This window comes from Pseudaquabacterium terrae (genome assembly GCF_013266755.1).
Lineage (GTDB): Bacteria > Pseudomonadota > Gammaproteobacteria > Burkholderiales > Burkholderiaceae_C > Pseudaquabacterium > Pseudaquabacterium terrae.
Genome location: NZ_JABRWJ010000001.1, coordinates 77,457 through 97,336, shown reverse-complemented (window position 1 = coordinate 97,336; position 19,880 = coordinate 77,457). Strand labels below are relative to the sequence as shown.

The window sequence follows — 19,880 nt, the reverse complement described above, 5'->3', positions numbered from 1 at the left end:
GAGAATTCTCGTATGAGAGAATTCGACCTCGTCATCATCGGTGCCGGCATCGCGGGTGCTTCACTCGCGTACCGCCTCGCCGGCCGCCGCAGCGTGCTGCTGCTGGAGCGCGAGGCGCAGCCGGGCTACCACGCCACCGGCCGCTCGGCCGCGATGTTCATGGAGAGCTACGGCCCGCCCGGCGTGCGCGCGCTGACCCGCGCCAGCCGCGTCTTCTACGAGCACCCGCCGCGCGGCTTCACCGAAACGCCGCTGCTCGCGCCGCGCGGCGTGCTGTACCTGGCCACGCCCGGCCAGGAGGCGCTGCTGCGCGAGACACACGAGACGCTGTCCGCCAGCGGCACGCAGCTGCAGACGCTGGACGCCACCGCCGCGCTGGCGCGCGTGCCCTGCCTGCGGGCGGACAGGGTGCACGGCGCGCTGTTCGACGGCGACGCGCAAGACATCGATGTGCATGCCCTGCACCAGGGCTTCCTGCGCGGAGTGCGGGCGCAGGGCGGCGAGCTGCGCTGCGGCGCCGAGCTGGCCGCCGCGACGCACGACGGCGCGCGCTGGACCGTGCGCCTGGCCGATGGCGAAGTGGTGCGGGCGCAGACCCTCGTCGACGCCGCCGGCGCCTGGGCCGACGAGGTCGCGACCCGCTGCGGCGCCGCCCCGGTCGGCCTCGAGCCGCGCCGCCGCAGCGCCTTCACCTTCAACGGCCCCGCCGATGTGGATGTGTCCGGCTGGCCCGCCGTCGTCGGTGTCGACGAGAGCTGGTACTTCAAGCCCGACGCCGGCCGCCTGCTGGGGTCCCCGGCCAACGCCGACCCCACGCTGCCGCACGACGTGGTGCCCGAGGAGCTCGACATCGCCCTCGGCATCCACCAGATCGAAGCCGTCACCACGCTCACCATCCGCCGCCCGGCCAGCACCTGGGCGGGACTGCGCTCCTTCGTGCACGATGGCGAGATGGTGATCGGCTGGGACGATGCCTGCCCGGCCTTCTTCTGGCTCGCGGCGCAAGGCGGCTACGGCATCCAGAGCGCCGCCGGCGCCGCCGAGCTCGCCGCGGCGCTGCTCTGCGGCGAGCCGGTGCCCTCCGCACTGACAAGCCACGGCGTCGACCCGCTCGCCTCGTCACCTCACCGCCTGCGTTGAAAGGACCCCTCATGATCAAACGTGCCACGCTGCTGCTCGCGGCCGCGCTCACCACGGCCACGGCCGCTGCGGCCGGTTTTCCCGACAAGCCGGTCACGCTCGTCGTGCCTTATCCCCCCGGCGGTGCCACCGACACCCTGGCCCGCATCCTCGCCAAGGGCATGGGGCAGCGCCTGGGCCAGACGGTGATCGTCGACAACAAGGCGGGTGCCGGCACCGCCATCGGCGCGGGCGCGGTGGCGCAGGCGCTGCCCGACGGCTACACGCTGCTGATCAGCTCCAACACCACCTTCACGGTCAACCCGGCGCTGAAGAGCAAGCTGCCGTACGACGCGCAGAAGAGCTTCGAGTCGATCGGCCTCATCGGCACCTCGCCGCTGGTGCTGCTGGCGAACCCCGCCTTTCCGGCCAACAGCGTCAAGGAGCTGGTGGCGCTGGCGCGCGCCAAGCCGGGCACGCTGGCCTACGGCTCGTTCGGCAACGGCACCACCTCGCACCTGGCAGGCGAGATGTTCAAGCTGGTGACCGGCGCCGACCTCCTGCACGTGCCCTACAAGGGCAGCGCGCCGGCAATGACCGACCTGATCGGCGGCCAGGTGCAGCTGACCTTCGACACCAATGTCGCGGCGCTGCCGATGATCCAGTCGCGCAAGGTGAAGGCCTTGGCCGTGACGTCGGCGAAGCGCTCGCCGTCGATGCCCAGCGTGCCGACGGTGGCCGAAGCCGGTTTCCCCGACTACGAGATGGTGCCGTGGATCACCATCGTCGCGCCGCGCGGGCTGCCCGCCGCGGTGCAGCAGGTGCTCGGCAAGGCGCTCGCCGATACGCTGGCCGATGCCAGCGTGCGCGGCGACCTGGAAAAGACCGGCGTCGACGTGGCCTGGCAGCCGGGCTCGTTCTACGAGGCCCGCGTCGCGAAGGAACTGCCGCTGTTGCGTGCCTACGTGCACAAGGCGAAGATCCCGACGGAGTGAGCACCATGGCGCATGACCCCCACCTGCCGGAGCAATCCGCCGTCGAATTGCGAAGACTCATCGGCCGCCGCGAGCTCTCGCCGGTGGAGTTGATGGACGCGTGCATCGCACGCATCGAAGCCTTCAATCCCGCGATCAATGCGATCGCCGCGACCGACTTCGAGCGCGCACGCCAAAGCGCACGCGCCGCCGAGGCCGACGTGATGCGCGGCGCGCCGCTCGGCCTGCTGCACGGCTTGCCGCTGGGCGTGAAGGACCTGCAGGACACCGCCGGCCTGCTGACGACCTACGGCAACGCCGGCCAACGAGGCAACGTGCCGGCGCGTGATAACTCGTTAGTGGCGCGGCTGCGCGCATCCGGCGCCATCGTGACGGCCAAGACCAACGTGCCCGACATGGGCGCGGGCGCCAATACGCGCAACCCGGTGTGGGGCGCCACCGGCAACCCGTTCGACCCGGCGCTGAACGCGGGCGGCTCGTCGGGCGGCTCGGCCGCCGCGCTGGCGGTGGACATGCTGCCGATCGCCACCGGCTCCGACACGGGGGGATCGCTGCGCATTCCGGCCGCGCTGTGCGGCGTCGTCGGGCTGCGGCCCTCGCCGGGCCTGGTCGCGAACGACGCGCGGCCGCTCGGCTGGTCGGTGATCTCGGTGCTGGGGCCGATGGGCCGCACGGTCGAGGACACCGCGCTGCAGCTGGCGGCCAGCGTCGGCTTCGATCCGAACGATCCGATGTCCTACCCTGCAAACGGCGCGTCCTTCTGGCCGCTGGCCGGCACCGACCTGTCGACCCTGCGCGTGGGATTCACCGAAGACTTCGGCCTGTGCCTCGTCGAGCCCGAGGTGCGGCGCACCTTCCGCGACCGTGTCGAGGCGATCCGCCCGTGGGTCGCGGCCTGCGAGCCGGTGAACCTGCAGCTCGGCGACGCCGACCGCGCCTTCGACACGCTGCGCGCGGAGAGCTTCGTCGCCGCCTTCGCCGACGTGTACCGCACGGCGCCGCAGACGCTGGGCCCGAACGTGCGCGCCAACGTCGAGATGGCCGCCGCCATCACGCTGGCCGACCGCGCCTGGGCGCACCTGGAGCAGACGCGCATCGCGCGCCGTTTCGCGCAGGCCTTCGAGCGCTTCGACCTGATCCTCGCGCCGACCACGCCGATGACGCCGTTCCCGTGGCAGCAGCTGTTCGCCGAACGCATCGACGACCAGCCGACGCGCAACTACTACCACTGGCTGGCGCTGACCTATGTCGTCACGCTGGCCACCAACCCGGCGCTGTCGCTGCCCTGCGGCCGCGACGAGCACGGCATGCCGTTCGGGCTGCAGCTGATCGGCCGGCTGCGCGGTGATGCGGCGCTGCTGTCGGCCGCGCGGGCGCTGGAGCAGGCCTTCGCCGCGTCGCCGACCTGGTGCCGGCCGCGGCCGGACCTGGATGCGCTGCGCACCGGTCGGCCGGAGTTGAAGTCGATCGTGACGCATCCGCCGCTGGTGGGGGGCGACGACGGGGCGGCGCGCGAGGGGCGCACCGCGGTGTGACGCGTTATCGTCGTGCGTTCAACCGAGGAGATTCACATGGGCTGGTTCTCGAAGACCGACGAAGGCTTCTTCCTCGCCACCGTGGTACCGAATGGTGAAGGCGCGCGCGTCGAGCGCTTTCTGGGCGTCGTGAACGGTGAGGCGATCATCGGCGCCAACATCTTCCGCGACATGTTCAGCTCGATCCGCGACGTCGTCGGCGGCCGCGCCGGTGGTTATGAGCGCGCGCTGTCCGGGGCGCGCGACGCGGCGCTGCAGGACATGATCGAGGCGGCGCGTGAAATGGGCGCGGACGGGATCGTCGGCATCGACTTCGACTACGAAGTGCTGGGCGAGGCGAACGGGATGATGATGGTGGCGGTGAGTGGGACGGCGGTGAAGATGGGGTGAGGGTGTGCGTTGCTGCCGCGGTCGCCGATCCTGACTGCGCTCACTGCATGCCGGGAGGTTGGGTTGCGTCGCGCATGGCCTTCAGGGTCGCCGTGAGCAGGTCGCGCAACTCCGTCGGTAAACCGTCAGGGATGGGCGGCATCTCACCACTGGCCAGTCGACAGAGGGTGGCGGAGAAGTCGGGGAAGGGCGCAGGCATTCCGTCGAGGGTGGCGAGGGCTTCGGCTTCGGCAGGGCCCGGAGGGGCGCCGCTGAGGCCGGCCTGGGCGCAGGCGATGGCCAGGGCTTGCAGGGCCTTCAGCGGCACGCCGCCACCGCCTCCGGCAAGGCGTCTGAGTTCTTCGAGCATGGCATCGCGCTTCTGCGCCCACTCGGCGGCGGCGGTATCGCCACGAGCTTCGGCGATTTGGGACAGGGTGTTGTAGTCTTTGAAGACTTCTTTCAAGCCGAGGGATTCGCGGATCTGGCGGGCGGCATGAGCGTGGTGCTCGGCGGCGGCGAGGTCACCGAGGCAGCGGTGGATGAGGGCGAGTTGGCTCAGGGCACCGGCTTCGTCTGGCTGATTGGCTAGGGCTTGCATGATCCGAAGTCCTTCTTCCGCAGAGCGGAGGGCGATTTGAAAGCTGTGCTTGGCAGCTGGCTCGTCTCCCTGCTCGCGGGCGGCTTCGCCTTCCAGTAGGCAGACGACGCTGATGTTCTGGGCAGCTTGGCCGAGGCAGGCCTGGTCTTTCAAGTCCACTGCTAGTTTCCGGGACTTCTCATACCACGCTCGGGCCTCGGCCAGACGGCTAGCTTTACGTTCCACAACGCCGAGGAGGTTGTAGGTTCGCATCATCGAGCCTGGATTGCCTGCCTCCTGAAAACGCAGGAGCGCTTGCTGGTAGAGGAGGGCGGCTCGGGTGAGCTCATTGCGTTTCGATGCTAGGCCACCCTGATGCTGGAGCAGTGATCCCTCAATTGCCTTGTCTCCGGTCTGGCGGGCGGCGGCGACGGCGAGCTCATAGCGCGCATCGGCCTCATCATGGCGGCCGGCGGCCATGAGGATGTTGGCGCATTGGCCGTGGCCGACGCCGATCTCACGTTGGTTCCCGTACTGAATATCGATCTGGAGGGCCTCCTCTGCCACCTTCAGCGCTTCATCGTGCCGGCCGGTGTCGCACAGTGCGTTCGCCAGATTGCCCATGGCCGCCGAGAGGTTGCCAAGCTGTTTGAAGGCTTTGACGTGATCGCCAGTGGCTAGCAGTGACTCCCATGGCCGGCCCCATGCTTTCTCGATCAGAGCCTCCCAGAGGCTTACGGCTTCCTGGAGAAAAGGGACCGCCTGGCTCCCAGCGCCGCGGTCGTTGAGCAGGTCGCCCAAGGCGCCAACGGCCAGTGCCAAGTGGAACGCCGAGTCGAACTCCGAGGTCGAGCGGAGCCGGTCGATCAGAGTCTGAAGTTGCTCCACTGCACCTTCGGGGTCGCCCTGCTGGAAACGCCGGTAGGCATCTTCCTGCTCGTAGAGCGCCGCTTCCGGCGTGAGAGTCCCCTGAGCAGTGGCATCTCTCAGCATGGTCACCCAAGCATCTCGCTCGCGCAGGCGGCTGGATCTTTCGAGATAGTTCTTGAGAGTGATCCCCAGCGCAGCGGCCTCGCGGATCAGCCCATCGCGGATGGCTAGATGCACGGCGGTGCGGTAGTTAGCCTCCTCGCGATCGAGAATCGCCAGCGCTGCGCGGGATTGCGAGCCATTCATCGCCTTGTCCAGCGCCTGACTGAGGGCCAGATAGACGTGGATGAGGCGCTGCCGGGTCTGCGGCTGTTGCGCGAGGGCACCGGCCGCCGCAGCTGAGGCGAGCGTGGGGTGAAAGCGGAGGAATGGGCGGCCACCAATTTGAATCTCATCCTCCGGGCGCACGAGTGCGATGCTCTGCAACTCGCGGCGGATCGGGGCCAAGGCTTCCGGGGTGATCTGGCTGACATCGAGCAGCAAGTCCTCGAACACGCCACCGCTGAACAGGCCGAGCCACGGCAGCGCCTCGCGGGCGGCGGGGCTGAGGTGCCGGCGTGAGAATTCGAGGGACGCGAGCAGCGATGAGTTGCGCCCCGGTTTGCCATCCGGCCCCGGCGACGCGTCCTGCTGAAAAAGGGTGAGCAGGGTGCCGAAGTCCGCGCGGATGGCTTCCGGAGTCAGCGTCTTCAGGTGCGGGCCGACGAGTTCCAGCGACAACGGATGGTCCGCAAGGTCGCGCAGGAGGGGATCCAACTTTTCCCGCGTGAATCGCGCATCACTGAGCTTGAGGTCGTGTTTCTGGAGGATCTCCGCCAGCAGCCACAGGCTGTCGGCGCGGGCGAGGCCGTGCAGTTCGTGCCGCCGGGCACCCGGCAGGCCGGTATCGCCGGGGCGGCAGGTGACGAGCACCGCGCCGCGACCCGGCCCGGTGGTGAGATCGCGGAACAGCTCAGCGAGGCGGGTGCGTTCTTCGTCGGTGTAGGGGCTGCCGATGGCCGCCGCGCCGTCATTGAACTGCGGCAGGGCGCTCTCGTAGTTGTCCCAGACGAGCAGCACGGCGTGTTGCCGCATGAACTCGACCGCGCGCTTGCGCTGCTCACCGGCGGGGAGCTGGTTGAACTTTTCCCCCGCCACATAGCACCCCAGCACCTGCACCACGCGCTCGGCGCTGGTGAACTGCTCGAAGCTCGCGAAGCACGCGCCGTCGCGGAAGAGCCCGCTGCGCGTCCACCAGTCCGCCGCCTCGGTGGCCAACGTGGTCTTGCCCATGCCGCCCATCGCATGCAGCACGATGCCGCGTTGGCTGCGGAACTGCCGCTCCAGCATCAACAACTCCCGCGCACGGCCATGAAAACCGTAGGTCGGCGCCGGTGGGAACGGCCCGTGCTCGTCGCGCTGGCGTGCCGGTGGCCGGAAACCACGCCGCTTGCGCGCGTCCGCCGCGTCGGTGGTGCGGATGAGCCGGGCAAGCAGCGCGGCATTCGCCGCATCCTGCGCGGGATCGGTGAAGTCCACCCAGAGGTTGTCGCCCAGATGGGGCGGTAGAGTCAGCGGCTCCAGCTTGATCGGCAGCAAGTGGTCAGCCTCGGGATTGAGTGCGAGGTGCTTGCCGATTTCCCACTCGACCCAGTTCGAGTTCAGTGCCGACTGCGAGCCGGCGACGACGGTGAACCGGCTGTGGCGGATGCCCGCTTCGCACTGCGGCTCGAGCTTGCCGGGATCGCACTCCCACTTGTCCAGCCAGACGCGCAGGCCGTGCTTTTCCGACAGCGTGCGGGCAAGCGCTTCGACGCGGGTGGAGTCGTTGTGGTTGTGGCTGAGGAAGAGGTCGAATTGCCGCACGGCCTGCTGCTTCGCGAGGTCGGGCGGCAGCAGCGCATCGTCCGTACCTCGCTGGTACAGATGCGGCAGGAACCAGTCCTGAAGCCGGAGCGTGCGGGCCCCGGGGCCGTATTCCAGCCAGCGCGTAGGTGAAGACACGAGCGCGCTGCGGCCCTGCGCGACGGCGTGGCCGATGGTGGTGCCGCGCACCAGCTCGCGGTAGAAGCGATCGAGCAGGATCGTCGCCGCCTGGACATGCACGGCATGGCCCATCGACAGCACGCTGCCGACGCCCGCCTGAATGAGGCGCGGGGCGACCGAGCGAAAGACGATGGATTTCATCTCCGCACTGCGGCAGGCCTCCAGCACGACGAGCGGGATCTTGTGCTGCGCGAGCAGGTTGCCGAGTTGGTCGGCGGGCACGAGGTCGGTCTTGGAGTCGCCGCTGCCGTCGTCGCTCTGCTCGAAGCACAAGGCGCCGAGCTGCTGCTGCTGCATGAACGTGCCGTGGCCGTCGAAGTGGACGACGTCGTAGCTGTCGCCTTCCTGCTGCGCCGCGCGCAGCATTTCGCCCATGCGCTTCAGCGTGGGCGGGCGGCAGAAGTCGAGCTTCACGGCCGCCCCGAGCGGGTCGAGCGCCGCGACGAGGGCCTTCGTCGTGACACGCGGATCGATGAAGCCCGCGTCCTCGGGGCGGCTGACGATGTAGAGGATGCGCAGCGGCAGCTGGACTTCGCGCGGGATGAGACTTTCCGGCGTGCTGAGCTGGCGCCGGATGGAGACGCGCAGGGCGAGGCTGCCGGCGTCATCCGCCATGAGCTCCCACGGCAGGCGCAGCAAAGCGGGGTCGCTGGTGGCGATGGTCAGCTGGCGCGGCTCTTCGGCATCGAGCAGGAGCTTCAGCGCGGCCTTGTTCTCAGGAGCGGAGAAGAGGGCGTCGTGCAGTTGACGGCCCCACTTCGACAGGTTCGCCTCGATACGCTCCGCCCGGACGACGGCCCCGCCATCGGGCAACTCCATGTATTCCTCCAGATACCAGCGGAGGTCGACGTAGTCGTCATCGGGCAGGGACAGCGTGAAGGGCACCTCGGTGCCGATGCGCTTGCCGTCGGCGTCAGTGAGCGAGCCAAGCAGGCCGTTGCCTGCCGACGCCGTGAAGAGGACGCGAATCTCCTGCATGAGCCGGATGCTATGAGCACGGCTGCAGATTTGCCATGGGTTTGTCGGTGAAGCATCCACCGAGAGAAGTACTCAGCCGCGCCGCACCCGGGGGCCGAGAATGGGGCAATGCTGTTGATCCTGAAGTACCTGGAGGCTGCCCGCCTGCGTCAATCGCCTGCTTCGGGCTTGCGCCACCCCGCTCGCTGCCACTCCTCGACGCGGTCGTCGATGTTGACGGCGCCCAGCTCGAGCAGCGTGTCCCGGGCCGCGGCCGCCTGCACTTCATCGGAGGCGTCGATCCGGACAATGCTGCCGCCCCGGCGGACGGCTTCCTCGTAGTGAGCGATGTGGGGGTCCTCCACGCCGAACAAGGCTGACACGCGATGCAGCAGACCGGTCAGTGGCCCGCTCTCGATTTCGGCGGCAGGGGGGATCGCTTCGGCGTCCGGCGATTCGCCGTCCTGGGCGACGTTCACGGCGGATGCGTCGAAGCCGCGGCCCTTCAAGACCTCCGCGGCACTCCGCGCGTCTGCCGATCGGTCGAAGAGACCTATCACGGTGTGCTTCACGGCCATCTCCTTTCAATGCGCTGGGCGCATGGCCCGCGCCGAGCAGCCGAGCCTCCGGGCAAAGGCACCCATCGCCAGCCTGCAGCCACACGCACGGCCTGTCGGTCAGCCCGCTGCGCGAACGTTCGTAGGACCACTCCCCACCATCGCCCCGGGCCGAGAATCGCGCGATGAAACCCTCCGACATGCCGCTGACCGGCCGCTACCTGCAGGGCTACCCGCCCGCGCTGCTGGCCCAGGTGCAGCGCCTGATCGATGACGGCAGCCTGGCGCAGGCGGTGGCGCGGCGCCATCCGGAGCCCCATGCCGTGCGCACCGATCGTGCGCTGTACGACTACGTCAACACGCTGAAGTCGCGCCACATGAAGAGCGCGCCGCCGCTGGCCAAGGTGGCTTACGACGCCAGGCTCCATCTCGTGATGAACGCGCTGGGCACGCACAGCGCCGTCTCGCGCGTGCAGGGCAGCCAGCTCAAGGCCAAGCGCGAGATCCGCATCGCCGCGCTGTTCAAGGACGCCCCGGCCGACTTCCTGCGCATGATCGTCGTGCACGAGCTGGCGCACCTGAAGGAGCGCGAGCACGGCAAGGCGTTCTATGCCCTGTGCCTGCACATGGCGCCCGACTATCACCAACTGGAATTCGACCTGCGGCTGTGGCTCACGGCGCTCGACCCGCCGACGCCGGCTGCAGCCCCGAACCGTCCGTCCTGACTTTGAGACACTTGACTGTCGTAAATTACTGCCGTTAAATGGCGGCATGCCCGCGACCGATGACCCTGCTGCCGCTGCCGACGTTCCCGCCGACGACCGCCTGTCGCTCGACGAGCTCTCGACGCTGACCGGCCTGACGCCGCGCACCGTCCGGTACTACGTGCAGCAGGGCCTGGTCAGCCGGCCCGAGGGCACGACGCGCGGCGCGTTCTACCACCGGCGCCACGTCGAGCAACTGCTGCTGATCCGCCGCTGGGCCGACGCCGGCCTGAGCCTCGAGCGCATTCGCGAGCTGACCGCCGGCGCACCGGAAGATCCCGCGCCGCGCCCGGCGAAGCCCGGCAGCGTCGAGGTGTGGAGCCGCGTGACGCTGGCAGACGGGCTCGAGCTGCATGTCGAGCCGGGCCGCGCCGGCCTGGCCCCGGAGCAGGTGCGCGCGCTCGTGCGCGAGATCCACGCGGCCTACCGGCGCGTGCGCCAGTCGGACAGCAGCGGCGCTGGCGACACCGGCAACGGTGCGAGCTGAGCCACTCCCCCAACACGTCCGCACGGAGACCCCACGATGACACTCAACGAACCGAGCCCCGCCTGGACGCTGGCGAGCCACGATCCCGAGGCCGGCATGCCCGTGTTGACCGGTGTGCAGGCGAACGTGCGGCTCGACAGCATCTGCTGCGAACTGGTGCTGCGGCAGACCTATCGCAACACCGGCGCGCGCACGCTGGAGGTGGTCTACACCTTCCCGCTGCCGCCGCGCGCGGTGCTGCTCGGCTTTGCGTCGACGCTCAACGGCGCGCGGCTCGAGGGTTGCATCACGCCCAAGGCCGCGGCCGAGGCGACCTACGAGCAGGCGCTGGCCGACGGCGACGCGCCGGTGCTGCTGGAGGCGCACGACGGCCTCGTGACCGCCAACCTCGGCAACCTGAAGCCCGGCGACGAGGTCGAGCTCGAAGTGCGCACCGCGCAGCTGCTCGTCTTCGAGCAGGGCCGGCTGCGGATCGCGATCCCGTCGACGATCGCGCCGCGCTACGGCGATCCGGCGCACGGCGGCCTGCAGCCGCAGCAGGTGCCGGAGGTCTCGATGCTCGCGGACTATCCGCTCGCATTGACCGTGACGGTCGGCCGCAGCCTGGCCGGCGCGGCGATCGAATGCCCGACGCACCGCACGGTTCGCAGCGACACGGCAGACGGGGTCTGCCTCACGCTCGACGCCACCGCGCGGCTCGATCGTGACGTCGTGGTGATCGTCACGCCGCGCGAAGAGCGGCCGGCGTTCTCGCTGCACGCGCGCGATGCGACGTCGACGCTTGCGCCGACCGTCGTGATGGCCAGCTTCGTGCCGCCGCCGGCACCGCAGCGCGACCACATTGCGCTGAAGCTGCTGGTCGACTGCTCGGGCTCGATGGGCGGCGACAGCATCGTTTCGGCGCGCGCCGCGCTGCACGGCATCGCGCGGGCTCTGGGCGACGCCGACCACGTGGCTTTCAGCCGCTTCGGCTCGACGGTGCAGCACGTGATGGCACCGATGCGCTGCACGCCGCAGGCGCTGCGGGGGCTGCAGGCGCAGATCGACGCGACCGACGCGACGCTGGGCGGCACCGAGATGGCCGCCGCGCTGCGTGGCGTGTTCGCGTTGCCGCTCACGCGCGATGCCGCAGCGGCCGACGTGCTGCTGCTGACCGATGGCGAGATCTGGGAGGTCGAAACGCTGATCGCACTCGCGAAGCGCTCCGGCCAGCGCGTGTTCGTGATCGGTGTCGGCGCGTCGCCGGCCGAGAGCGTGCTGCGCCGGCTGGCCGGTGCCACCGGCGGCGCCTGCGAGCTCGCGACGCCGGGCGAGGCGCTCGAGGCGGCCGCGCAACGCATGCTCGCGCGCATCCGCCAGCAGGCGTGGCGGGAGGTGCGCGTCGACGGCGGCTCGCCGCTGTGGCAGACGCCCCTGCCCGCGGCGGTGTTCGCGGGCGACACAGTCACGGTGTTCGCCGGGATGCCGGCCGGCGCGGCGGCGCAGCCGCTGCGGCTGCTGGCCTGCGATGTGAGCGGCCGCGGGGTCGAGCTGGGTTGCACCGCGACCGATGCGGCGCTGGCCGGCGACATGCTGCCGCGGCTGGCCGCCGCCGCGCGGCTGCCGCTGGTCGAGCGCGCCGAAGCCTTGCAGCTCGCGCTCGACCACCAGTTGATCTCGGACCAGACGCATTGCGTGCTGGTGCACCGGCGCGCCGAAGGCCAGCGCGCGCAGGGCGAGACGCAGCTCGTGCGCGTGCCCTCGATGCTGGCCGCCGGCTGGGGCGCGACCGGCTCGGTTCGATCCGTCGCGATGCCGATGGCCGCCGCAACGCCGATGGCCGCCGCAGCGCCGATGATGGATTTCTGCGCGGCGATGCCGGCACCGATCGCGGCCGCGGGCGGCAAGCCGGCCGTGGCCTTCGATTCATTGATGTGCTCCGAAGCTGAGACGCCCTACGACGCCGGGCCACCCCCCGCCATCACGCCGGAGGATTTCGCTCGCGCCGTCGTTGAGCATGTGCGGGCGACCGGCGCGCCGGACGGCCTCGCGGTGCAGCTCGGCCGCCAGGATCCGGACGATGACCTGCTGCGGGCCATCGACGTGCTGCGCGCGCTCGGCCTCGACGAGGACATGGCCTGGCTCGTCTTCGCGCACTGGGTCAACGTGCGGATCGACGGGGCGCACGATGCCGCCGTCACGGCGGTGCTGGCGCCCCACGCCTCGCTGCTGGCAGCCGATGTCGTGCTGTCGGCGATGCAGGCGCTGGACCGCTGGCGGCTCGCGCCCGGCCCGCTTCCCGGCGATACGCGCGCGCAGCGCTTGAAGCGGGCGATGGCACGTTAGGTCCACGACCCGTGAGCCCGGTGCGCCGTGCTGGGAAATCCAGTATGATGCGCATCATGCGAAACACGAAGCTCAACGCCCGAGCCGCGGCCAAGGATGCGACGCATGAGCGCATCGTGTCGGTGGCGGCGCGGGCGATCCGTCGCAGCGGCTACGAGGGCACGGGGGTCGCGGACATCATGAAGGAGGCCGGCCTGACGCATGGCGCCTTCTATTCGCACTTCGGATCGCGCGAGGCGATGCTGGCCGAAGCGGCGGGCAAGGCGTGCGCGGAGTCCGCTGCCGCGGTCGCCGAGGCCGTGGCCAGCGCGCCCCCCGACAGGGCACTGGCCACGCTGCTGGCGGCCTACCTCTCCCGGGAGCACGTCGAGCACGCCGAGGTCGGATGCCCGCTGGCCGCGCTGGGTTCCGAAACGGCGCGCCAGGCGCCCGAAGTGCGTCGCGTGGCGACCCGGCACATCAAGGAAATGATCGACCTCGTGGCGCGCCAGTCGCCGGACTGGGGACAGCCCGGCGCTCACCGGCGGGCCCTCGTGACGATCGCCACGATGGTGGGCGCCTTGCTGTTGGCGCGCGCAGTCGACGAGCCGGGCCTGTCGGACAGCCTGCGCGAGGCCGCGCTCGAACACCTGACCCGCGCCGGTCACTGAATCCTGTGATGGACACTGCCGCCCCGTCGCTCGTCTTTACACATGATGAGCATCATGCGAAAAACGGCCTGACAGCCCAAGGAAGACCCATGAAAGCAGTTGTCCTCGAACGCTATGGAAAGAAGCGCGCGTTGCGGTCGGCAGACGTGCCGATGCCGGAACTGCGTGACGACGAGGTGCTGGTCGAGGTCCATGCCGCGGGTGTGAACCTGTTGGACGCGAAGATCAGGGACGGCGAATTCAAGCTCATCCTGCCGTATCGCCTGCCGCTCATCCTGGGCCACGACGTGGCCGGCGTCGTGGTCAAGGCGGGACCCCGGGTGCGGCAGTTCAAGCCGGGTGACGAGGTCTATGCGCGGCCCGATGACTTCCGCATCGGCACGTTCGCGCAATTCGTCCCGGTCCGGGAGGCATCGCTGGCGCTCAAGCCCAAGGGCCTCACGATGGAGGAAGCTGCCTCCATCCCGCTGGTGGGCTTGACGGCGTGGCAGGCGCTGGTCGAGCGGGCCGACCTGCAGAAGGGGCAGACGGTCTTCATCCAGGCCGGCTCCGGCGGCGTCGGCACCTTCGCCATCCAGTTGGCCAAGCATCTGGGGGCAACGGTCGCCACGACGACGAGCGCTGCCAATGCCGCACTCGTGAAGAGCCTGGGTGCAGACGTCGTCATCGACTACAAGACGCAGGACTTCGAGGATGTGCTGCGAGATTACGACGTCGTCCTGAACAGCCAGGACGGCAAGACGCTCGATAAATCCCTTCGCGTGCTCCAGCGTGGCGGAAAGCTCATCTCCATTTCCGGGCCGCCCGATCCGGCATTCGGCCGGCAAATCGCGGCACCCTGGTTCGTGAAACTGGTCATTCGGCTATTGAGCGCAGGTGTCAGGCGAAAGGCGAATGGTCGAGGCATTGGCTACTCGTTCCTCTTCATGAAGGCGAATGGCAGCCAACTGCGCGAGATCACGCGCCTCATCGAGGCCGGGGCCATCCGCCCGGTGATCGATCGGGTCTTTCCATTCGAGTCGACCAACGAGGCCCTGGCCTACGTGGAAGCCGGCCGCGCAAAGGGCAAGGTGATCGTCAAGATCAAGTGAATCTGGTTCCCACCCCCCACCCACACACACTCTTGGAGTTTGTTATGAAGATCGAGAATGCCGTTGTCCTCGTCACCGGTGCCAATCGTGGCATCGGCCTGGCATTCGCGCGCGAGTTGCTCGCCCGCGGTGCCCGCAAGGTCTACGCCGGCGCACGCGACCCCGTCACTGTCATCGAATCCGGTGTTCAGCCGCTGCGACTCGACGTGACCAAGCCCGACGACGTGTCGGCCGCCGCAGCGCTGGCGTCGGACGTGACACTGGTGATCAACAACGCCGGCATCGCCCAACCCGGGGGATTCCTGGCGCCGGACAGCGAAGACGTGACGCGGCGCATCTTCGAGACCAACTTCTTCGCGATGTTGCGCCTGAGCAAGGCCTTTGCGCCGGTTCTCAAGGCCAATGGCGGCGGCGCATTGCTCAATGTGCTGTCGGTCGCCTCGTGGGTGAACGGCGGCGAGCTGGCCGCCTATTCGGCCAGCAAGTCCGCGGCGTGGTCGCTCACGAATGCGTTGCGCAATGAACTGGCGGCGCAGAAGACGCAGGTGCTGGCACTGCACATGGCCTACGTCGATACCGACCTGACGCGCGGATTCGATGTCCCGAAGACCAGCCCCGAGCAGATCGTCGGGCGTGCGCTCGACGGACTCGAAGCGGGCCTCGACGAGGTGCTGGCCGATGAGCTGACGCTGCAGGTCAAGCGCGGGATGACGGCGGCCAGGCCGAGCTATCTGCCGCAGGGCGCCTGATCAGCTGTCTCGGTACCAATGGGGCAACGACGCCATGTCGTTGCGCCACGGCGAAAGCGGTGCCACCAGGTTCTTCGCCAGTGCGCGCATCGACGTGCGCGCCAGCACCGGAATCACGTAGCCGTCAGCCACCACCAGGTCGTTCATGCGGATGAAGAGCGCCGCGCGCTTGACCGGGTCGAGCTCCGTTTCCGCGGCGCGAAAGGCGGCGTCGAATTCGCTGTTCTGCCAGCGCACCATGTTCTGGCCCAGCCACTTGTTGGCTTTCGAGGCGACTTGCGTCGACAGGAAGCATTGCATCAGGTTTTCGGGGTCGGGGCTGGTGTTGGTCCAGTTGTAGGTCTGCATGTCGGCGTAGAACTTGCCGTAGGTGTCGGGGTTGCCGATGTCCGACGAGAAGAAGACGCTCGGTACCACCGCCTTCAGTTCCATCTGAATGCCGGCCTGTTGCGCCGCCTGCTTCACCACCGCCTGCAGCTTCTGGCCCACCGCACCCACGCTGCCCTGGAACAGCAGCGTCAGCTTCTTGCCGTCTTTCGCGCGCACGCCGTCGGGGCCGGGCTTCCAGCCCGCAGCGTCGAGCACGGCCTTGGCCTTTTCGACGCTGTATTCGGCCTTCGTGTTCGGGCTGCGATAACGCGACGGGTTGTTGATGAAGTTGGTGGTGGCCTGGCCCTGTCGGCCGTAGACATGGCGCTGCAGGCTCTCGCGGTCGATCAGCAGCCCGACGGCGCGGCGCACGGCCGGGTCGCTGAACAGCGGGTGGCGCGTGCTGGGGTGCGAGCGTTCGCCGTCGACCACGGTATTCGGGTCGGTGAAGTTCAGGTAGATGGCTGCCGTGGCGCTGCCGCTCATTACCTGCAGGCGGCCTTTGCCCGTGGCTTCCAGGCGTTCGGCCACGTCCTCGGGGAGGACCAGGCTGCCGGCGAAGTCGTAGTCGCCGGTCTGCAGCACGGCCCGCGCGGCCGAGACGGCATCGCCGCCGGACTTCATCTCGATGGCGTCGAAGTGCGGCCGCAGCGGGAGGTGGTATTTGGCGTAGATTGCGGCGCGCAGCAGGTCGCCGGGCTGGAACTCGACGAAGCTGTAGGCGCCCGTGCCGACCGGCCGGTTGTTGTGCGGCGCCTCGCGCGACCTGGCGCCGATGTAGGGTCCGAACAGGTGCTTCGGAATCAGCATCACCTGGCTGTATTGCCCGGGCCAGAACGGCGAAGGTTTGTCGAACACCACGCGCACGGTGTGCGAGTCGACCTTCTCCATCTTCAGGTTGCCGTAGCTGCCCAGCGTGACGCTGGCGGTGTTGGGGTCGGTGGCGTATTGCCAGTTGAAGAGGACGTCGTCGGCGGTGAAGGGCTGGCCGTCGTGCCAGGTGACACCCTTCTTCAGCTTCCAGACGACGCTGCGGCCATCGGCCGCCAGGCCACCGTTGGCGCGGCTGGGAATCTCGGCCGCCAGCACCGCTTCGAGGTTGCCTTCGGCGTCCCATTCCGCCAGCGGTTCATAGAAGATCCGCGAGCCGGTGTTGTCCTTCAGCCCGGTGGCGAAGTGCGGGTTCAGCAGCGTGGGGCCTTGCGACTCCAGCATGCGCAGCGTACCGCCGCCGCCGCGCCGAGTGGGCTTGTAGGCCGCGGGCTGCGACTGCGCCACGCCGGCGTTCAGCAGCAGGAAGCCGGCCATCGGCAGCGTCAGGCCCAGGCCGGTCATGCGTTCGATGAAGGCGCGGCGAGGCCATGCACCCTGCTTCACCTGGTCGATCCAGTGGCACAGTGGCACTTTGCGCATGGCCGGACTCCGCGCGACGACAGGTCGCGCGGCATCCTAGGGCTGCATCGATCGCAGGGCAATCGGGGCGCAGCCCGGCGGCGGCTGATGCCGCTGCAATGACTGCTCGAGAGTTACGATCGCCGACGCTGGTTCGTCACCGGCGCGGAGGGAACCATGAAAGCAAGGATCACCGTCCTGGGCGCCGGCTTCGCCGGTCTGGAACTGAGCACGATCCTGTCGGAGTCACTTGGCCAGGATGTCGAGGTGACGCTGATCGACCAGAGCGATGCCTTCGTCTTCGGCTACTCGAAGCTCGATGTGATGTTCGGCCGCACGACGCTGGACGCGGTGCGCCTGCCGTACCGTCACTTCGCCAAGCCGGGCGTGCGGCTGCTGCGGGAGACCGTGCAGGCCATCGACCCCGCCACCCGGCGCGTGACCACCGATGCCGGCACCCACGACGCTGACTACCTGGTGGTCGCGCTGGGCGCCGATTACCACATCGCCGCCACCCCCGGGCTCGCCGATGCCAACGAGTTCTACTCGGTCGCCGGTGCGCTGCGCCTGCGCGAGGTCCTGCCCACGTTCTCGAAGGGCCGCGCGCTCGTCGGTGTGTGCGGGGCGCCGTACAAGTGCCCGCCCGCGCCGAGCGAATGCGCACTGATGCTGCATGACATGCTGCTCACCCGCGGTGTTCGTGAACAGTGCGAGATCACGTTCGTGCTGCCCTTGCCGAGCCCGGTGCCGCCCTCGCCGGAGACCTCCAAGGCCTTGATGGCCGCGTTTGCCGAGCGCGGCATCACGTTCATGCCGAACCGCCGCGTGACCGCTGTCGACGCGGGTCGGCGCGTCGCGTCGCTCGACGACGGCAGCGAACTGCCCTACGACCTGTTCCTGGGTGTGCCCAAGCACCGCGCGCCGGCCGTGGTCGTGGCCAGCGGCCTGACCGAAGACGGCTGGGTGACCGTCAATCCCCGGACGCTGGAGACCAAGTTCGAGAACGTCTATGCCGTCGGCGACCTGGCCAATACCGGCACGCCGAAAGCCGGCGTCTTCGCCGAGGGCGAGGCCAGGGCGGTGGCCACCACGCTGATCTCGCGCATCCGCGGCGAGAGCGACCTTGGCCTCTACGACGGCAAGGGCACCTGCTACATCGAGTTCGGTGCCGGGCGGATCGGGCGCGTCGATGTCGACTTCTTCTCCGGCCCCAAGCCCACCGGCACCTATCACGAACCGGACGTGGCCCTGCGCGAGGACAAGGTCCGGTTCGGCGCGAGCCGCAGCGCGCGCTGGTTCGGGCTGTAGCCGCTCAGTCCGCATGATCTCGCTTCACGACCTCGAGACGATTCCCTTCCTGGCCTCGGTGGCCCGCGACGACCTGGTGCGCCTGACGCAAGGGGCCGGTGACCTGCGGCTGGCCCCGGGCGAGTACGCCGTGCACGAAGGCGCCGAACGGGCGCTGTTCGTCGTGCTGTCCGGCCACATCGAAGTCACCAAGCTGATCGACGGCGTCGAGCGGGCCATCGGCGTGCGGCAGCCCGGCCAGATGTTCGGCGAGGTGCCGATCACCTTCGGCACGCCGTTCCAGGGCAGCTACCGCGCGACCGAGCCCTCGCGCGTGATGGAGATCTCGGCACGCCAGTTCCACACGCTGGCCGCCGCGTCGCCCGCGGTGCTGACCCATGTGGCCGCGGTGGCCAGCGAGCGCATCGGCGGGCTGCGCGGCATCGCCACCGCGCCGACCAAGGTGCGCGCGCTGCTGGTCGGGCAGCAATGGGACGACGGGGCGCGGGCGCTGCGGACCTTCCTCACCCGCAACCAGATCTCGCACGACTGGCTCGCGCCGGATGCGCCCGACCTGGCGCAGCGCTGGCCCGGGCCGGCGCTGGCCGAGGCCGACCTGCCGGCGCTGGCCTGCGACGACGGCAGCGTGCTGCTGCACGCCTGCATACGCGACGTCGCCGACAAGCTCGGCCTGCAGACGCATGCCCGCGGCACCGAGTACGACACCATCATCATCGGCGGCGGCCCTGCCGGCCTGGCCGCGGCGGTCTACGGCGCCTCCGAAGGCCTGCGCACGCTGGTGATCGAGCGCGAGGCACCGGGCGGCCAGGCGGAAACCTCGTCGCGCATCGAGAACTACCTCGGCTTCCCGACGGGCGTATCGGGCGAAGAGCTGGCGCGCCGTGCGCTGCAGCAGGCGCGCCGCCTGGGTGCCGAGATCATGGTCACGCGCAACGCGGTCGGCATCGATCCGGCGGCCAAGGTCGTGATCCTCGATGGCGGCGAGCCGGTGCGTGGCCGCTCGCTCATCGTGGCCACCGGTGTCAGCTGGCGCCGGCTGGACACCGAAGGGTTCGATCGCCTGCTGGGCAAGGGCGTCTACTACGGCGCTTCGCGCAGCGAGGCCGGCGCCACGCAAGGGCAGGACATCCACCTGATCGGCGCCGGCAACTCGGCCGGCCAGGCGGCGATGTTCTTCGCCAGCCACGCACGCACGGTCTCGCTGATCGTGCGGGGCGGCCGCCTCGAGGCCAGCATGTCGCACTACCTGATCGAGCAGATCCGCAGCAAGCCCAACATCCGGGTCGAGCTGCAGCACGAGGTGCGCGCGGCGCATGGCGACAAGCTGCTGACGGCCATCGACCTGGTGAACCGGACCAGCGGCGAGGTCCGGCGCGTCGACAGTGGCGGCGTGTTCGTCTTCATCGGCGCCGATGCCGAGACCGGCTGGCTGCCCGACGCGATCCTGCGCGACCGGAGCGGCTACGTGCTGACCGGCGAGGCGGCGGCCAAGGCGGGCCGCTGGCCGCTGGCGCGTGACCCCTACCTGCTGGAGACCAGCGTGCCCGGCATCTTTGCCTGTGGCGACGTGCGCTCCAGCCAGGTCAAGCGCGTCGCCGCGGCGGTCGGCGAAGGCAGCATGGCCATCGCCTTCGTGCACCAGTTCCTGGCGCACGCCGCCAGCGCGCCGGCCGGCTGA

The 19,880-nt window shown here is 69.4% G+C and carries 15 protein-coding genes; 12 read left to right on the top strand and 3 right to left on the bottom strand.

Annotated elements, in window-relative coordinates; genetic code table 11:
• The first annotated feature begins 12 nt into the window (after positions 1-12).
• Genes HLB44_RS00465 through HLB44_RS00450 form a run of 4 tightly spaced genes read left to right on the top strand, consistent with a single transcriptional unit; the run spans position 13 to position 4,039 of the window.
• A complete protein-coding gene (locus HLB44_RS00465) occupies positions 13-1,140 on the top strand; it encodes an NAD(P)/FAD-dependent oxidoreductase (RefSeq protein WP_173119500.1) in 1,128 nt (375 codons plus the stop codon).
• 11 nt (positions 1,141-1,151) lie between these two features.
• A complete protein-coding gene (locus HLB44_RS00460; RefSeq protein WP_173119498.1) occupies positions 1,152-2,114 on the top strand; it encodes a tripartite tricarboxylate transporter substrate binding protein in 963 nt (320 codons plus the stop codon).
• A gap of 5 nt (positions 2,115-2,119) precedes the next feature.
• Positions 2,120-3,649, top strand: coding sequence for an amidase (locus HLB44_RS00455; RefSeq protein ID WP_173119496.1), 1,530 nt, complete (start codon positions 2,120-2,122; stop codon positions 3,647-3,649).
• Positions 3,650-3,685: 36 nt separating this feature from the next.
• Entirely contained in the window at positions 3,686-4,039 is a 354-nt protein-coding gene (locus HLB44_RS00450; protein ID WP_173119494.1) for a heavy metal-binding domain-containing protein, read from the top strand.
• Between the two features lie 40 nt (positions 4,040-4,079).
• Here the strand turns inward: HLB44_RS00450 and HLB44_RS00445 are convergent, their stop codons facing one another.
• Together HLB44_RS00445 and HLB44_RS00440 are read right to left on the bottom strand one after the other, a co-directional pair.
• A complete protein-coding gene (locus tag HLB44_RS00445; RefSeq protein WP_173119492.1) occupies positions 4,080-8,531 on the bottom strand; it encodes a CHAT domain-containing protein in 4,452 nt (1,483 codons plus the stop codon).
• Positions 8,532-8,680: 149 nt separating this feature from the next.
• Positions 8,681-9,082, bottom strand: coding sequence for a hypothetical protein (locus tag HLB44_RS00440; protein ID WP_173119490.1), 402 nt, complete (start codon positions 9,080-9,082; stop codon positions 8,681-8,683).
• A gap of 170 nt (positions 9,083-9,252) precedes the next feature.
• On the opposite strand from HLB44_RS00440, the gene HLB44_RS00435 reads away from it, so the two are divergent.
• From HLB44_RS00435 to HLB44_RS00410, 6 genes are all read left to right on the top strand, one after another.
• A complete protein-coding gene (locus HLB44_RS00435; RefSeq protein ID WP_246311996.1) occupies positions 9,253-9,792 on the top strand; it encodes a M48 metallopeptidase family protein in 540 nt (179 codons plus the stop codon).
• A 46-nt stretch (positions 9,793-9,838) separates the two neighbouring features.
• Positions 9,839-10,318 carry a helix-turn-helix domain-containing protein gene (locus tag HLB44_RS00430; RefSeq protein WP_173119488.1) on the top strand — a complete coding sequence of 160 codons (480 nt, stop codon included), beginning with the start codon at positions 9,839-9,841 and terminating at the stop codon, positions 10,316-10,318.
• Positions 10,319-10,354: 36 nt separating this feature from the next.
• The gene (locus tag HLB44_RS00425; RefSeq protein WP_173119486.1) at positions 10,355-12,643 is read left to right on the top strand and encodes a VIT domain-containing protein; all 2,289 of its coding nucleotides are present in this window, start codon (positions 10,355-10,357) and stop codon (positions 12,641-12,643) included.
• 44 nt (positions 12,644-12,687) lie between these two features.
• Complete coding sequence (locus tag HLB44_RS00420; RefSeq protein WP_173119484.1) at positions 12,688-13,293, top strand: TetR/AcrR family transcriptional regulator; 606 nt, start codon at positions 12,688-12,690, stop codon at positions 13,291-13,293.
• 89 nt (positions 13,294-13,382) lie between these two features.
• Positions 13,383-14,384, top strand: a complete 1,002-nt coding sequence (locus HLB44_RS00415) for an NADP-dependent oxidoreductase (RefSeq protein WP_173119482.1) — start codon at positions 13,383-13,385, stop codon at positions 14,382-14,384.
• Positions 14,385-14,428: 44 nt separating this feature from the next.
• Positions 14,429-15,133, top strand: a complete 705-nt coding sequence (locus HLB44_RS00410; protein WP_173119480.1) for an SDR family oxidoreductase — start codon at positions 14,429-14,431, stop codon at positions 15,131-15,133.
• On the opposite strand, the gene HLB44_RS00405 is transcribed toward HLB44_RS00410, so the two are convergent.
• Positions 15,134-16,915, bottom strand: coding sequence for a peptide ABC transporter substrate-binding protein (locus tag HLB44_RS00405; protein ID WP_217283491.1), 1,782 nt, complete (start codon positions 16,913-16,915; stop codon positions 15,134-15,136). It abuts the gene before it with no gap.
• Positions 16,916-17,071: 156 nt separating this feature from the next.
• Here HLB44_RS00405 and HLB44_RS00400 point away from each other — a divergent pair, with 156 nt between their 5' ends.
• Both HLB44_RS00400 and HLB44_RS00395 read left to right on the top strand, forming a co-directional pair.
• Positions 17,072-18,202: an NAD(P)/FAD-dependent oxidoreductase gene (locus tag HLB44_RS00400; protein WP_173119478.1), complete on the top strand. Its 1,131-nt coding sequence runs from the start codon at positions 17,072-17,074 to the stop codon at positions 18,200-18,202.
• Positions 18,203-18,215: 13 nt separating this feature from the next.
• A complete protein-coding gene (locus HLB44_RS00395; RefSeq protein WP_173119476.1) occupies positions 18,216-19,880 on the top strand; it encodes an FAD-dependent oxidoreductase in 1,665 nt (554 codons plus the stop codon).